Annotated in this window: 16 protein-coding genes; 12 read left to right on the top strand and 4 right to left on the bottom strand. The window is 40.0% G+C overall.

The window, feature by feature from the left end; translation table 11 throughout:
* The first annotated feature begins 41 nt into the window (after positions 1-41).
* The 5 genes from gmhA to ACEN82_RS06685 all read left to right on the top strand — a co-directional run bounded on the left by gmhA (position 42) and on the right by ACEN82_RS06685 (position 3567).
* Complete coding sequence (gene gmhA / locus ACEN82_RS06705) at positions 42-608, top strand: D-sedoheptulose 7-phosphate isomerase (protein WP_413322071.1); 567 nt, start codon at positions 42-44, stop codon at positions 606-608.
* Positions 609-689: 81 nt separating this feature from the next.
* Positions 690-1193, top strand: a complete 504-nt coding sequence (gene rfaE2 / locus ACEN82_RS06700) for a D-glycero-beta-D-manno-heptose 1-phosphate adenylyltransferase (protein WP_090526531.1) — start codon at positions 690-692, stop codon at positions 1191-1193.
* 13 nt (positions 1194-1206) lie between these two features.
* Complete coding sequence (locus ACEN82_RS06695) at positions 1207-2172, top strand: glycosyltransferase family 9 protein (protein ID WP_413322070.1); 966 nt, start codon at positions 1207-1209, stop codon at positions 2170-2172.
* A gap of 133 nt (positions 2173-2305) precedes the next feature.
* On the top strand, positions 2306-2926 hold the full coding sequence (locus ACEN82_RS06690) for a porin family protein (RefSeq protein WP_413322069.1): 621 nt from the start codon (positions 2306-2308) through the stop codon (positions 2924-2926).
* A gap of 164 nt (positions 2927-3090) precedes the next feature.
* Positions 3091-3567: a SixA phosphatase family protein gene (locus ACEN82_RS06685; RefSeq protein ID WP_090526524.1), complete on the top strand. Its 477-nt coding sequence runs from the start codon at positions 3091-3093 to the stop codon at positions 3565-3567.
* Between the two features lie 91 nt (positions 3568-3658).
* Here the strand turns inward: ACEN82_RS06685 and dprA are convergent, their stop codons facing one another.
* A complete protein-coding gene (gene dprA, locus ACEN82_RS06680; RefSeq protein WP_413322068.1) occupies positions 3659-4756 on the bottom strand; it encodes a DNA-processing protein DprA in 1098 nt (365 codons plus the stop codon).
* Positions 4757-5003: 247 nt separating this feature from the next.
* Between dprA and ACEN82_RS06675 the strand changes: the two genes are divergently transcribed.
* The 3 genes from ACEN82_RS06675 to ACEN82_RS06665 all read left to right on the top strand — a co-directional run bounded on the left by ACEN82_RS06675 (position 5004) and on the right by ACEN82_RS06665 (position 7660).
* The gene (locus ACEN82_RS06675; RefSeq protein ID WP_090526521.1) at positions 5004-5381 is read left to right on the top strand and encodes a BlaI/MecI/CopY family transcriptional regulator; all 378 of its coding nucleotides are present in this window, start codon (positions 5004-5006) and stop codon (positions 5379-5381) included.
* Entirely contained in the window at positions 5378-7129 is a 1752-nt protein-coding gene (locus ACEN82_RS06670; protein ID WP_413322067.1) for a M56 family metallopeptidase, read from the top strand. The genes ACEN82_RS06675 and ACEN82_RS06670 overlap by 4 nt, the downstream gene beginning before the upstream one ends.
* A gap of 288 nt (positions 7130-7417) precedes the next feature.
* Positions 7418-7660 (top strand): hypothetical protein, encoded by a 243-nt coding sequence (locus ACEN82_RS06665; RefSeq protein WP_091162272.1) that lies wholly within the window; start codon positions 7418-7420, stop codon positions 7658-7660.
* 121 nt (positions 7661-7781) lie between these two features.
* Here the strand turns inward: ACEN82_RS06665 and rsmG are convergent, their stop codons facing one another.
* Genes rsmG through ACEN82_RS06650 form a run of 3 tightly spaced genes read right to left on the bottom strand, consistent with a single transcriptional unit; the run spans position 7782 to position 10115 of the window.
* Positions 7782-8408, bottom strand: a complete 627-nt coding sequence (rsmG, locus tag ACEN82_RS06660) for a 16S rRNA (guanine(527)-N(7))-methyltransferase RsmG (protein ID WP_413322066.1) — start codon at positions 8406-8408, stop codon at positions 7782-7784.
* Complete coding sequence (locus tag ACEN82_RS06655) at positions 8398-9003, bottom strand: RNA polymerase sigma factor (protein ID WP_090526513.1); 606 nt, start codon at positions 9001-9003, stop codon at positions 8398-8400. Before ACEN82_RS06655 ends, rsmG begins: the two co-directional genes overlap by 11 nt.
* Complete coding sequence (locus ACEN82_RS06650) at positions 8994-10115, bottom strand: glycosyltransferase (protein WP_495644090.1); 1122 nt, start codon at positions 10113-10115, stop codon at positions 8994-8996. Before ACEN82_RS06650 ends, ACEN82_RS06655 begins: the two co-directional genes overlap by 10 nt.
* Before the next feature lie 224 nt (positions 10116-10339).
* Here ACEN82_RS06650 and tgt point away from each other — a divergent pair, with 224 nt between their 5' ends.
* The 4 genes from tgt (at position 10340) to ACEN82_RS06630 (ending at position 14829) form a co-directional block, all read left to right on the top strand.
* The gene (tgt, locus tag ACEN82_RS06645; protein ID WP_090526509.1) at positions 10340-11470 is read left to right on the top strand and encodes a tRNA guanosine(34) transglycosylase Tgt; all 1131 of its coding nucleotides are present in this window, start codon (positions 10340-10342) and stop codon (positions 11468-11470) included.
* A 65-nt stretch (positions 11471-11535) separates the two neighbouring features.
* Complete coding sequence (locus ACEN82_RS06640; protein ID WP_090526507.1) at positions 11536-12639, top strand: LptF/LptG family permease; 1104 nt, start codon at positions 11536-11538, stop codon at positions 12637-12639.
* The gene (locus ACEN82_RS06635) at positions 12639-13541 is read left to right on the top strand and encodes a DMT family transporter (protein WP_413322064.1); all 903 of its coding nucleotides are present in this window, start codon (positions 12639-12641) and stop codon (positions 13539-13541) included. The genes ACEN82_RS06640 and ACEN82_RS06635 overlap by 1 nt, the downstream gene beginning before the upstream one ends.
* A gap of 1009 nt (positions 13542-14550) precedes the next feature.
* Positions 14551-14829, top strand: coding sequence for a lipopolysaccharide assembly protein LapA domain-containing protein (locus ACEN82_RS06630; protein WP_167516085.1), 279 nt, complete (start codon positions 14551-14553; stop codon positions 14827-14829).

Below are 14829 nucleotides of genomic sequence, written 5' to 3'. Positions count from 1 at the left end.
CTTGCCCTAACCAACCAATGAACTAATGAACCAGTGAACGAATGAACGAAAAAATATTAAACGAACTTAAAGATCACCAGGATACGCTGCAAAGGGTAATTGATACGCTTGGCGGCGATATCGAGACAGCCTGTGATATGATTACCTCAACCATAAAAAAAGGCAATAAAGTATTACTGGCTGGCAACGGCGGTAGTGCTGCTGATGCTCAGCATATTGCTGCAGAGCTTACCGGGCGTTATGTAAAAGATCGTAAACCCTTGCCGGGCATTGCATTAACAGTTGATACTTCGGCGCTTACATCTATTGCCAATGATTACGGCTACGAACATGTATTTTCACGCCAGTTGGAGGCATTTGCCAAACCGGGCGACTTGTTCATCGGCATTTCGACGAGCGGAAACAGTCCGGGGATCCTGGCGGCATTTGAGTCTGCTAAAAAACTGGAAGTTAAAACCTTAGGCCTTTCGGGCCGAGATGGCGGTAAAATGAATGGTCTTTGCGATCTTAACATCATCGTGCCGTCAAACATTACCGCGCGTATCCAGGAAATGCATATCCTTATCGGGCATATCCTGTGTACCGCCGTTGATGACCTTTTTGATTAAACAGTACCGTAGAGACGCATCACACGCGTCTTTCTGATAATATACAAAGACACATGTGATGTGTGTTTACAGGAAAAACAAATGAGGACCGGCTTCGAAAAAACCCTTCTTGATAAAATAACAGATCAGCCGTCGCTACAGGCACAGATCAAAAACTGGCAAGCTGAAGGCAAAAAGGTAGTGTTCACCAATGGTGTTTTTGACCTGCTGCACATAGGCCATCTCACCTACCTGGCCAAAGCGGCCGAACTTGGCGACAAGCTGGTGATTGGCCTTAATGCCGATAGTTCGGTTAGGCGCATCAAAGGCCCAACCCGCCCGGTAAATGATCAAAACAGCCGTGCAGCACTGTTGGCGGCATTGTTTTTTGTGGATGCCATCGTTGTTTTTGAAGAAGATACCCCTCTTAATTTGATCAGCTTCCTTCTGCCCGACATACTGGTAAAGGGAGCCGATTATGCGGTTGAAAACATCGTAGGCGCCAAAGAAGTGATTGCAAACGGAGGCGAGGTTAAAACCATTAATTTTGTTGAAGGATATTCATCCACTTCTATAATCGAAAAAATCAGGAGCCAGATTTCCTGAACGTGATAACAACATGAAAATATTGGTGATCCGCTTTAGTTCAATGGGTGATATAATTTATACCACCCCTGTTGTACGTTGCCTCAAAAGGCAGGTCGCCAATACCGAAGTCCATTTTTTAACTAAACCGGCCTTTAAATATATTTATGATAATAACCCTTACCTTGATAAGCTGCTGTTATTAAAACCGTCTTTGGCAGATACCATCAACGAAATTAAGGCCGAAAAGTATGATCACATCATCGATCTGCATAACAATCTCCGCACAAGCATTATCAAGCTACGTGCCGGTATCAAAGCATCAACTTATAAAAAACAGCCAATTTTAAAGTGGCTAAGTTTAAAGTTGAAACGCAACCTGGTAAGTAAAGAGCATTTGGTTGACAGGTATTTAAAAGCTGTTAAGTTTTTAGGTGTGGTTAATGATGATAATCCTATTGACTATTATATTAAAGCTGAACATGATATAACTAAACTCCTTCCGCTTAGTTATCAAAATGGTTATGTTGCATTTGTAATAGGAGCAACTCATTTTACCAAGCGGATGCCTAATTACAAGATCATTAGCATTTGCAGGCAGCTTAATTTACCTGTTTTGCTATTGGGCGGCAATGATGTAAAAGCAAATGGCGATGAAATAGCTGCGGCAGTTGGTACTTCAGTTTATAATGCCTGCGGAATAACATCACTTGATGAATCGGTTTTTCTGGTATCGCGCGCAAAAAATGTAATTGGTTTTGATACAGGTCTCACACATATTGCCGAAGCGTTTAATGTCCCTATAGCCTCGGTTTGGGGTGGCACCACGCCCGATCTGCTGGGGGTTTGGCCTTATAAAGTAAAAGAAACACTGATTGCCGGTATTGAGCTATCCTGCCGCCCCTGCTCCAAATTCGGACTTGAAAAATGCCCGCTCGGACACTTTAAATGTATGAACGATATGCCAGAAGCTGATATTGTAGATTTCTCCAATCGCTAATTACGGGTATAAAACCTTACTTAAGTTATACTTACAAATTCACAATTGTTAATATTTCGCCAAAAAACATCAGATACCTTTTAATTTTATTGTATTTGTATAATTTTGTGTATTAACTTAAAATCTTTTCACGATGAAAAAAACATTACTAAGCCTGTGCCTTTTAATGGCATCCTTTGCAGCATTTGCACAATTACCTACTGTTGGTTTTAAAGGAGGTGTAAACTTCGCAACGTTACATGCTACAGTTGACGGGGTTAGCGGCTCCGGCAATTCGGGCAGCTTAACCACATTCAACGTAGGCGCTTTTGTCGATTTTAAATTTGGCAATGTATCATTACAACCAGCCTTAAACTTTACCGGTAAAGGCGGATCATCAAGTGTTTCTTTTGATGGCGAAGCAAACTCTGGCGGCAAAGTAAAACTCTATTACCTGCAAGTTCCGGTAAATGTTGTGTACCACGTGCCTGCGGTAGTCGGTGACTTTTACCTTGGTGCCGGCCCTTACCTTGGTATGGGTGTTTCCGGCAAAGCAAAAGACAACAGCGGCAATTCTGAAGACATTAAATTTGGCAGCGGCCAGGACGAAATCAAAAGAACCGACGCGGGTTTAAATGCCATTGTTGGCTTTAAATTCAAAACCGGTTTCCTGATCAATGCTAATTATGATTGGGGACTTACCAACATCACCAACGTTGATGGTATTAAACTTACAAACCGTGTTTTCGGCATTTCAGTTGGTTACGCGTTTTAATTAACCTGGTAAAAATTGAAGCAGGCTTTGCCTGTCTTTTATTATAAGGAGAAGCAACAGCTTCTCCTTATTTATTTAGTATTATTGGAAACTTATTACAAATGTCTCACGTTATAATCACAAAACCGTAACATTATAAACCGATCGGTCAGCCGTTTAAAATCATGAAAAAGTTATTATTAATACGCCACGCAAAAGCTACCCATGAAAGCGGTTATGTTGATTTTGACCGGCCTTTAAAACAATCAGGTATGCAGGATGCGGTTTTAATGGCCACCCTTTTAAAAGGGCAGTTACAAATACCTCAAATTATAATAACCAGCCCTGCACTGCGTACCAAAACTACTGCCGAAATTTTTGCTAACCAGTTTAAATTACCGGCTCCGGGGGAAGACAAAAGAATTTACGAAGCCAGCGAAAACACCTGGGTTAAAGTAGTTAATAGCCTGCCCGATGAATATGATTATATAGGCATAGTTGGCCATAACCCGGGTATAAGCCAAATACTATATTACCTCACCAGCCAGCTAAAAGAGATGCCGACCTGTGCCGTGGCCATCATTACCTTTGAAAACGATACATGGCAATCCATCAGCGAAGAAGACGGAACACTGACGCATTTTGATTCGCCGAAGGGATAGTCTTAAGTTCTAAGTCTATATCTATAGTCTTCTAAAATCATATTTTTTCAAGACTTTGAACTGGCGACTTAAGACTCCAGACTTATAACACTCAATTCACTCTATAAGTTTTTCCCGGCAGCGAGCTGATATACCCTTGCATTTCCATATTAAGGAGGTTCATGGCCAGTTGGCTCATAGGCATATTAGCCCGCAGGGTTAAATCATCAATAGCAACGGGCGTATTGTTTTGCCGTAATATATCCATGATCAGCCGTTCATCGTCCGATAGATCAAACGGCAGCATAAATTGCTCAACAGGTTTACTTATATCATTCTTTTCCCAACCTAAACTAAAAGCCAGATCAGCAGGGCAGGTTAGCAGGCTCGCTTTATTATTGCGGATCAGGAAGTTACATCCTTCAGAAAATTCATCACCCAATCTGCCCGGAAAAGCAAAAACATCCCGGTTGTAGGAATTGGCAATTTCGGCCGTGATGAGCGCACCTCCTTTTATACTGGCTTCAATTACCACGGTTGCATCGGCAATGCCGGCAACTATCCGGTTTCGCTGCGGAAAGTTTTCCCTGTCGGGATTAGTGCCCGAAGGATATTCGGATAGTAAACCGCCGTTTTCGAGCATTTTATCGGCAGTAGCCCGGTTTTGAGCAGGATAAAGCCTGTCGAGCCCATGGCCAAGTACACCGATGGTTGGCACGTTTAGCTTTACGCATTCTTTATGTGCCGCTACATCAATGCCATGTGCCAAACCACTTACTATTAATACATTATATTGCTGTAGTTCCTCAACTAACTGGCGGCATAATTGCCTGCCGTAATCAGTAGCGTTACGGGTGCCCACTATACTAATGATGTGTGGCGGGTTAAGATCCATCTTCCCTTTCGCGTAAAGCAACACCGGCGAATCGTGGCAATTTTTCAAGCGTTTAGGATAACGGGCATCGGTGTAAAAAATAACGTCGATATTATGATCTTCTACAAACTTCAATTCCTTTTCGGCCTGCTTCAAAGCATCGTCAAAATCCCATTTTACAGCGCGCTTCTCACCTATTCCCGGAATCCTGGTCATTTTTTCGGACGATGCGTTAAACACATCTTCCACGCTGCCGAGATATGCGATCAGGGACTTAGCCGCTACCGGCCCGAGGTTTTTAACAAAAGATAAAGCTACTTTATGGAGTAATGACATTGGGTTTAGACATGCAGATTATAGCCTCGCAAATTATAAATATTCGGGCGATTTTCAAGTAGAACCTATTATTTGCAATGCAATAAATAAAGTTTGGATATCATATTCAGCTTTAAAACATATGCCTTTCGTTATTTAATTTGCGTATCTGCACATCCGTAATCTGCACATTTTTTAAAAACTACAAAAATAGTTTGCAAACTATAAAAATAGTTCTACCTTTATATAACTATAAAAATAGTTTGCTATGCATATCAAAGAACTAACCAAAGCCGAAGAGCAGGTAATGCAGATCCTTTGGCAACTGAAAGAAGCCATTGTTAAAGATATTATTGAAGAAATGCCTGAGCCTAAACCCGCTTATAACACGGTGTCGACTGTGGTAAGGGTATTGGAGGGCAAAGGCTTTATCGACCATAAGGCCTATGGTAACTCGCATGTTTACTTTCCGCTCATCAGCGATGCGGAGTACAAAAAATTCACATTTGATAAGATGATGAAAAACTATTTCAGCAATTCATATCAAAGTTTGGTATCCTTTATTGTGGATGAAAAGAACATCAGCGTAAAAGAACTGGACGAGCTAACATCATTAATTGATAAACTTAAAAGCAAACAACAATGAACTGGCTATATTATTTGCTTGAAGCAAACTTGTACCTATGCGTATTTTATGCAGGGTACTGCCTGTTTTTACATAAGGAAACACACTACACTTTAAACCGTATATACCTGTTATTGAGCTGTGTGGTTTCATTTGTATTACCCGTTGTACAAATTGGCTGGCTAAAACCGGTTGAAACTGCAACAAAAACAATCGTTATCATTCCGCAAACGGCTTACCAAACCACTGTGCAAAAGCTTACCGTGCAGCCAACGTTAACCTTTAACGATATTTTGGTTTACGCCTATATACTTGGTACAATAGTACTTACCACAGTACTCTTTATCAGGCTTTATCAATTGGTCAAACTAACAAAGGCCACCAAAACTCTGGTTAATGATAAGTATAAACTCATCAATATAGAGGGATCAAACACCGCCTTTTCCTTCTTTAACTACCTTTTTATTGGCACAAAAACCCAGGCTAATAATATCATTATCAGGCACGAGCTGGTTCACATTCGTCAAAAACACTCGGTCGATATTGTTTTTCTGGAGCTGATCAAGATTATCAATTGGTTTAATCCGCTGGTTTATTTATTGCAAATCAGCCTGAAAACTATCCATGAATATATAGCCGACGAGCAAACTGCCGCGCAGGAAAGTGATGCCCTCAACTATTCGTCGTTTTTGGTAAGCAATGCTTATGGGTTAAACGGCTCGCCTCTGGCGCATTCATTTTTCAATTATAACTTATTAAAAAAGAGGATAATTATGTTAAACCAAAAACGTTCGGGGAAATTAGCCAGGCTAAAATACCTCGTGGCCGTACCCATATGCGCCGGCCTGCTTTGTGCATCAACCTTAGTATTCAGTAAAAGCTATGGGATCATCGACCTGATGCCCGGCCATCAAATTGCTAATCAAAAGCCGACAAATGCGCAAACAAGCCCTGCAGATACAATCAAAGCAGATCCAATCCGTATAAAAAAACAGGATCTTACTGTCAAAGGCTATAAATACGAAGAAACCGGCTACCTTGTTAATAAAAAAACCGATTTCAGGGTAATCATTACCGAAAAGAACGGGGAGCAAAAAGAATATTTTAAAAGCAAAGCTACTCTGGAAGAACTGGCTACACTGAAAACTAAATACGGCTATACATTTCCTAAAATGTTAATTTACCCAAAACTTCCGCCACCGCCGCCTGCTCCGCCCGCAAACAGCAAAAAGCCTAAGGTTATTGATGTAAAGCTGCCACCTCCGCCACCGCCTGCAAATCCGGAAAAGATAAAGAAAGCACCTAAAGTGATAGAAGGGGCACCTGTTACCCCGAAGGCTCCCACACCAGCTGTTGCAGAACGTGTCCCGCCGCCCCCGCCACCTGCAGATCCATTTCAGAACCTATATTCGTATGTTGCAAAACACGTTCGCTATCCGTCAAAAGCACGTGAAAACCACATTTCGGGAAAAGTGACGTTAAATTTTAATATTATTAATGGTAAAATAAGTGAAGTGGCCCTTGTCGAAGGCGTTGATCAGGATATAGATAATGAAATATTAAGGGTTGTGAACAATTTTGACGGTGACCTCAGTATAAAATCAGGGCATTATAATTTACCTGTGTCTATGGCTTTAGTAAGTGACAACGAAAACTATTACACCCCGGTTCCTTCAAAACAATATGATCAGGCAATGGCTTCTACAAAAGCTTCAACTACCCTTCGCGAAGTTATTGTGGTAGGCTACCCCGCAAAAGAAAACAAATAAAAATAAAGCTTTAAACAAGCTTTTATAATTGCCGACCGGCCTAAAACCGTCCCGGCAATTTTCTGCGTAAATCCCTGCTCTCTCCTTAACCCTGTTTTACAAATCGTTAAATAATTTCTTTAAGTATTCAAAAGTTTGTAACTTAGATATATCCAATCGGGACAATTTCTTTTAAAATATATCTAAAACAAAGCAAACACATTAAAGTACGCTTTGTTTAATAAGTACCAATTATACTTCCTGGACCTTACCGTTAACCTGATTTTGTTCATTTTTAAACCTCATAATATGAAAAAGTTTGGGATCATTTTAGCAATAGTAGGCATTGTGATGCTTATTGCAGGTAATTTTTTTTATAAGCATACCATCAATGCGGTAGATAGCTCTGGCAGTTCAATTATTACTACCGGCTTAAATGGTGGATGGACATTTAAACTACCTGTTTTTGCCGGTGGTGCGTTATTTTTCCTGGGGTTTGTTTTTTGGGCAGCATCACGCACCGACAACCAGCATCATGATCATTTGATATAGAAGTTAAACCGCATTTTATAAATGATTTCCCGCAAAGACGCGAAGGCGTAAAGTGATTTACTTTAACGCAGTAGCGTCTTTATATGCATATTTATAATCAGAAAGGTGGATTACAAATAGATTATCCCTTCACGTATATCACCTGTTTTGTTTCGAAAAACTCCTCTTTAAAGTAATCTTTCAGATGATATTGGATAACTTTTAAGCCCGATTCTTTGATCTCCTGCTCCAAATCGCCGCCCTTTAAATACAGGATACCGTTGGGTAATTTGTTATTCGATTGCTTGTTGAATTTACCTTTTACCCATGGATAAAAATCCTTTAATTGGGTAACAGCGCGTGATACTACAAAGTCAAATTTATCCGCAATTTGTTCGGCCCGCAGGTGTGATGCTTTCACGTTTCTGAGGCCTAAGGCTGCAGCTACTTCCGTAACAATCTTGATTTTTTTGCCTATCGAATCAACCAAATGAAATTGTGTTTCGGGGAATAAAATAGCCAAGGGAATACCAGGAAAGCCCCCACCGGTACCCACATCAAGCACATTTTCGCCCGGTAAAAAAGCCATTACTTTGGCAATCCCAAGCGAGTGGAGCACGTGACGTTCAAATAAAAGATCAATATCTTTGCGGGAAATTACGTTGATCTGGCTGTTCCAGTGTTCATATAAAGCTGGCAATTTTTCAAATTGCTCACGCTGTTCGGCACTTAAATCAGGAAAATATTGTAGAATTATTTCAGATGTCATCCCTGTTAAAACGGTTAATAATATTGCCAAGCAGGTATCTTGCCCTAAATAATTGCGCCTTTACCGTCCCTAACGGGAGATCGAGTTGCTGGGCTATTTCTTCGTACGATAGCTCATCAAAATAGCGTAAGGTAATCAGGTTCCTATAACGCGTGGGGAGGCTTTCAATTAATGATCTTAGCTCCTGAGTTTGTTGCTTTTTGATAGATGTTTCTTCGGGGTTAAGGCTATCCGCCTTAATTTGCAGCGGTTTTTCATCCCCTTCATCGTCCATCATGCCATGAATTGACATGGTACTTAGTTTCTTTTTGCGGATAAAATCAATGCAATTGTTAGTTGCTACCCTGAAAAGCCAGGTGCTAAAAGCAAAATCAGGCTGGTATTTTTCAAGTTTTTCAAATGCTTTGGCAAAGGTTTCAACCGTTAAATCCATTGCATCTTCTTTGTTGTTTACCATCTTAAGCACCATGAAATAAATCGAGTCTTTATAACGGTGCATCAAATCGGCATAGGCTTTTTGATCTCCCTGCCTGGCCTTCACTACCAGGTGAAAATCATTCTTTGCGTTCTCGGTAAAGTTGGCGTTTATTTCCATTGAGTAGTTTTTAAAAAGGTACCGATCAATCCAAAAACATTTAAATATGTATAATATAATAGGTCAAAAAAGGGGAGATACCACCAAAGGTCTTTGCCATTAAGTTTTTTAAATATACGATTATAAATGGCCATTTGTAATATCAACCTAAAAACGCACAAACCTAATGCCAGTAACGGTTCATACCCTAAAATAAGGAATAATATTAATAAAATATAGAATATAAAGCCGCTAACTGCATCAAAACTAAGCATACGCCTGTGCTGGTTTTTATACAGTTTCCCCACCCCCATGTGTCGCTTTTTTTGTTTAAACCACGATTTAAATGTGGTTTTAGCCTCTGTAAACATAAATGATTCGGGGCTCAATTCAACTACTGTGTTATCAGGAGTAGCATGCTGGTTAACAAAGAGGTCATCATCGCCTGATATTACGTGCATGTGCGAAGCAAAACCTTTTGCACTAAAAAATAACGTTTTTGTATAGGCAAGGTTGCGTCCAATACCCATATAGGGGTCGCCGGTTAACGCGCCCGACAGGTAATTGGTTGCTGTTTTTATGGTTTCAAAGCGGGTAAAAGCATTAATAAAACCACCTTTTTTATAATAAGGAGAGTATCCCAAAACTATTTGCACATCGCTTGCAAAATTGGCTGCCATACGGCTTATCCAGTTTTCGGAAGCTGGTTTACAATCAGCATCGGTAAATAAAAGGTGTTCATTTTTTGATGCCTTGATGCCTAAGGTAAGGGCAAACTTTTTACCGGTTTTAAAGCGGTCATGCTCGGTAATGGTAACAACTTTAAGGTGGGCGTATTTTTTTTGCATGGTGTCAAGCACCTCGTCAGAAGTATCAAAAGAGCAATCATTGATAACAATCACCTCAAAATCAGGATAGTTTTGTTCCAGTATCGATGGCAGATTTTCCTCTAAGTTATGGGCTTCGTTGCGGGCGCTGATAATAACAGAAATGGGGATTAAGACTCTGGGCGGCGGCCCTTCGGCGGGTTTATGGCCTGCAAGGCGGGTATGCCTGCTTACCAGGTAATATAGCTGAACTATAAAACAAAGCTGAAAAAGAATAAAAAGCGCGTCGTGTAAGTACGTTTCCAAACAAAAAAAATAATGAGGCAAATTTGTTAAAAATCAATGAAATTAAGGCCCAATATCAGCGTTAATTTGAAGTTTAATGTACTCTTATTTAATCCCCCTTAAAATAAAAGTACTTTAATTAACATGGTTTTAATATTCAGCACGTTTATAAATAGCTTTTATCCTGCCGCCGTTTTGGAAAGGACGGGCATGAGGGTTTTTTTTGCTAATTTTGCAACCCTAAAATGAAATTTAACTTAACAGCACAAGACCCGCTTTCAAAGGCCCGCGCCGGCGAGATCACTACCGACCACGGTACCATACAAACCCCTATTTTTATGCCTGTAGGCACTGCCGGCACTGTAAAGGCGGTGCACCAGCACGAGCTTAAACAGGATATTTCGGCGCAAATTATATTGGGCAACACTTATCACCTATATCTGCGTCCCGGTTTAAATACACTTGAAAGCGCCGGAGGACTACATAAATTTAATGGATGGGACGGCCCCATCTTGACCGATAGCGGCGGCTACCAGGTATATTCATTAACCGAAGTACGTAAAATAAAAGAAGAAGGGGTTACTTTCCGCTCGCATATTGACGGATCAAAACACTTGTTTACTCCCGAAAATGTAATGGACATTCAGCGCATTATCGGCGCAGATATTATCATGGCGTTTGATGAGTGTACCCCCTATCCCTGTGATTACAACTACGCAAAACGATCGATAGAAATGACCCACCGCTGGCTGAAACGTTGCTGCGACAGATTTGACAGCACCGGACCAAAATATGGTTACAGTCAAACGCTTTTCCCAATTGTACAGGGTTCGGTATATAAAGATCTGCGTGTACGATCGGCCGAAGTAATAGCTTCATATGAGCGTGAAGGTAATGCCATCGGCGGCCTTTCGGTAGGTGAACCGGCCGAGGAAATGTATGCTATGACCGAAATTGTATGCAATATATTACCGCAGCAAAAACCGCGTTACTTAATGGGGGTAGGTACGCCTGTAAACATTTTGGAAAACATAGCTCTGGGTATTGACATGTTTGATTGCGTTATGCCAACCCGGAACGCGCGCAATGGCATGCTTTTCACCAAAAACGGCATCATCAACATCAAAAATGAGAAATGGAAAAACGACTTTTCGGCCATTGAAGATGACAGCGATCTGTTTGCCGACAGAGATTACAGTAAAGCTTATTTACGCCACTTGATCCACTCTGGCGAGATGTTAGGTGCTCAAATTGCCACCTTGCATAATCTCCATTTTTATCTATGGCTGGTTAAAGAGGCGCGAAAAAAAATTATTGCGGGTGAGTTTTACGATTGGAAAAACATGATGGTAAAGCGCCTTGGACAGCGTTTATAACAACTCATAAAATCACAAGAAATCTCCAGGAAAAACATGGAAATTAACAATCAAACAACCGACAGATGAAAGCTTTTTTTCATAGATATTTAAAGATCATCGACAGGTTTATTATTGGCAAATACCTTGGCACTTTTATATTTACTATGGGCATTTTCATGGTGATATCTGTAGTGTTTGACGTATCAGAAAAGCTGGATAACTTCCTGAATAAACACGCCAGTTTGCACGATATCGTCTTCAGATATTACGCGGGTTTTATTCCGTTTTATTTGAATATGTTATCGCCGCTGATCAACTTTTTGGCGGTGATTTTCTTTACAGCCAAGATGGCAAACCAAACAGAAATCGTTCCGATATTGAGCGGCCGGGCAAGTTTTAATCGATTTTTAAGACCTTATGTAATCGCTTCATCAATCATATTTGTGGTGTCTTTTTTTGCAAATGTATACCTTATTCCTTTCACAAATCGGCTGAAAATCGACTTTGAAAATGCCAATGGCATGATGGACAATGACCCGACTAAGGTGGAAGTACACATGCAAATTGACAAACATACTTTTGTTTATCTTGCCAATTACGATCCCACAACTCACTTCGGTTACAATTTTATAATGGAGAAATTTAATGGTGATACGTTGCGTGAAAAACTGATTGCCGAACAAATTCAATACGATTCTTTAAAACGGATCTGGTCGCTTAAACAATACAGTGTTAAATATGTAAACGGAATGAAAGAACAATTCATTACAAGCAACACGCCAAAAGACACTGTTTTGGATATGCACCCGAGCGATTTTATTGTATATGATAACGTATACCAGGCCATGTCTTTAAGCGACCTGAACAAGAATATTGACAAGGAAAAACTGCGCCGCCCGGAATATTTAAAGGCCATTTATTTTGAAAAATATCACCGTTTTGTGTACCCTTTATCAGCCTTTGTACTTACTTTAATCGGTGTTTCCATATCGTCGAGAAAGGTACGTGGAGGTGTTGGATTACCCCTGGGGATAGGTATTCTATTATGTTTCGCTTATATTATATTAGAACGGTTTGCGCTTGTATTTTCGGTAAAAGGGGGTATGTCGCCTCTGGCAGCTGTATTCATTCCTAACATCGTTTTTGGAATTTTAGGCTATTACCTACTTTTAAAAGCACCCAAATAATGGCGCAAAACACCCCCTCGGCCCTAAATAAGAACCTTATAATACTCCATTTTACTGTTTTTGTGTGGGGATTTACCGGAATTTTAGGCGCCCTGATCACCATTTCGGCCGTACAATTGGTGTGGTACAGAGTACTTATTGCCTTTGTTTCGTTGTTTTTGTATTTTAAATTCAATAAAACCGATTTTAAAGTCGACAGAAAAACGCTGATAAAACTGGCGTTTACGGGGGCAATTGTGGGTGGGCACTGGATCCTTTTCTTTGCAGCCATTAAACTTTCGACGGCTGCAGTTACCCTGGTTTGCCTCTCATCCATCACACTTTTCACGGCAATATTGGAGCCGATCATCAATAAAAAAAGCATTTCAAAATTGGAAATTTTAGCCGGAATTTTAATTATTTCAGGCATCATTTTAATTTTCAAATTTGAAACAAGATACACTAAGGGTATTGTAGCCGGACTTGTAAGCGCCGTTTGCGCCAGCCTTTTTTCCATTATTAACTCTCGCCATGTACAAAAATTACAGGCGCCGGTTATTGCATTTTATGAGCTATCCGGCGCTTTTATATGGATCTCGATTTACCTTTTTATAACCTCCGGCTATACCCGGGCCATGTTGTTAAAGCCAGCGGACATTGGTTACCTGGTACTACTTGGCACCGTGTGTACATCGCTGGCCTACGTTGCCGGTGTATCCGTAATGCGCGAGCTTTCGGCGTTCAGGGTGGCGCTTATCACCAATCTTGAACCGGTGTACGGCATCATAATGTCGTTTATTTTTTTTGGTGATCTTAATAAAATGACGCTTGGATTTTGGGGCGGGGCCATCCTTATTTTGTCTACAATTTTTTTATACCCCGTAGCCCGAAAGCAAATTTCACGGCATAAAAGCTTGTCCTAATTCTTAGCTTCCTCATTTGCTTGCCTCATACAGATACTTGTAACGGCCGTACTTCTGCCTGTTATTAAACAGCGATTCAACAACTCCAATCAGCCTTAGTTTTCACATCCTCAACTCCAAAATAGGAGCGAAATATCAGCGTCCGCTTTGGCTATTTTTAGCCCCTCAGAGCGATTTAAATTTTTCAAGGCATTCCGGGCTCAACTAACATCTCAGCGCAAAACAGCGGCAAAATCCAATTTTAACTTAGTGTATTAAGTTCCAATATAAAAATTGGATCGGCAAACTATACAATTTCAATTTAAGTCATTTTACATCGATTAATAAATTTGAACTAACTATTTATATTATAAAAATATAAATTTAAAAATCAGATATTTATATAATTCATATAAACAAATAATCAAACAAAAGCAATGCAAATAAAATTACAAAAAACTAAAAAAATTAGCATTTAAAAAACAACAAGAAAAAAATCATCATATAAATTTATAAATCAAATAATTAATGCATCTTATTTAGCGTAAAACTTTCTAATTCGGCACGAACAAAGCCCACGTCAGAAAGTGTAGTGAAGTAATGATTCAGGAATAAAAAAAAATCGCGGCATCTCTCCTGCTTGTATACAAAATCAGTTTTCGAACGGATTTTTTTTCACTCTCGCAGGATTCTTGCAAAGAAATTTTGGGCGAAAGAAATCCTCGCAATATCAAATTCCAGGGGTATTAAAAGTTCTGATTTTAGCCTTTGAAAAATACGGGCAAAATTTCACGGCGGTTATTGTCACCTCATTTTTTTGAAAGGGCAATTATCAACCGGGCAAAATCTGGGCGACTTAAATTGAAGAGCTACCGGAGGTGGACACAGCCAATAAAATATGAACCTAAAAATGCAGACACATCTCCGCACTATTTCGCGATCAAATTCCATGACCTCGATTTACATGAGATCAATTTTTATTAAACATTTAAAAAGCGGATATTGTATTACTCTAAAACCAACATCCATCATGAGCATTAAAACAATAGTCATTGTAGCCATCGCAGTTTTGCTTACCATCGTACTAATGCAAAATACCGACGAGGTTTACTTCAAATTTTTGTTCGCCACTTTCAGGGTATCCAAACTAATGATGATGCTGGTAGTTGCGGTAACAGGTTTTATATTGGGCTTGATCGTGGCATGGCCTAAAAAACAAAAGTTCGATATTGAAGGCTATCATGACGCCATGCACAAAAAAGACGACACCGATACACTAAGTGACGAAGACAGGGAATACATCAGCTAA

The sequence above is a fragment of the Mucilaginibacter sp. Mucisp73 genome (genome assembly GCF_059491465.1).
Note: the sequence above shows the minus strand (reverse complement) of the source record. Positions and strands in the feature narration are given on the sequence as shown.

Coding starts and splice junctions, on each gene's coding strand:
- dprA (WP_413322068.1), bottom strand. CDS start 4,756: ATGTCATTACTCCATAAAGTAGCTTTATCTTTTGTTAAAAACCTCGGG.
- gmhA (WP_413322071.1), top strand. CDS start 42: ATGAACGAAAAAATATTAAACGAACTTAAAGATCACCAGGATACGCTG.
- ACEN82_RS06670 (WP_413322067.1), top strand. CDS start 5,378: ATGAACTGGCTATATTATTTGCTTGAAGCAAACTTGTACCTATGCGTA.
- ACEN82_RS06695 (WP_413322070.1), top strand. CDS start 1,207: ATGAAAATATTGGTGATCCGCTTTAGTTCAATGGGTGATATAATTTAT.
- ACEN82_RS06665 (WP_091162272.1), top strand. CDS start 7,418: ATGAAAAAGTTTGGGATCATTTTAGCAATAGTAGGCATTGTGATGCTT.
- tgt (WP_090526509.1), top strand. CDS start 10,340: ATGAAATTTAACTTAACAGCACAAGACCCGCTTTCAAAGGCCCGCGCC.
- ACEN82_RS06690 (WP_413322069.1), top strand. CDS start 2,306: ATGAAAAAAACATTACTAAGCCTGTGCCTTTTAATGGCATCCTTTGCA.
- ACEN82_RS06630 (WP_167516085.1), top strand. CDS start 14,551: ATGAGCATTAAAACAATAGTCATTGTAGCCATCGCAGTTTTGCTTACC.
- ACEN82_RS06640 (WP_090526507.1), top strand. CDS start 11,536: ATGAAAGCTTTTTTTCATAGATATTTAAAGATCATCGACAGGTTTATT.
- ACEN82_RS06635 (WP_413322064.1), top strand. CDS start 12,639: ATGGCGCAAAACACCCCCTCGGCCCTAAATAAGAACCTTATAATACTC.
- ACEN82_RS06655 (WP_090526513.1), bottom strand. CDS start 9,003: ATGGAAATAAACGCCAACTTTACCGAGAACGCAAAGAATGATTTTCAC.
- ACEN82_RS06675 (WP_090526521.1), top strand. CDS start 5,004: ATGCATATCAAAGAACTAACCAAAGCCGAAGAGCAGGTAATGCAGATC.
- rsmG (WP_413322066.1), bottom strand. CDS start 8,408: ATGACATCTGAAATAATTCTACAATATTTTCCTGATTTAAGTGCCGAA.
- rfaE2 (WP_090526531.1), top strand. CDS start 690: ATGAGGACCGGCTTCGAAAAAACCCTTCTTGATAAAATAACAGATCAG.
- ACEN82_RS06685 (WP_090526524.1), top strand. CDS start 3,091: ATGAAAAAGTTATTATTAATACGCCACGCAAAAGCTACCCATGAAAGC.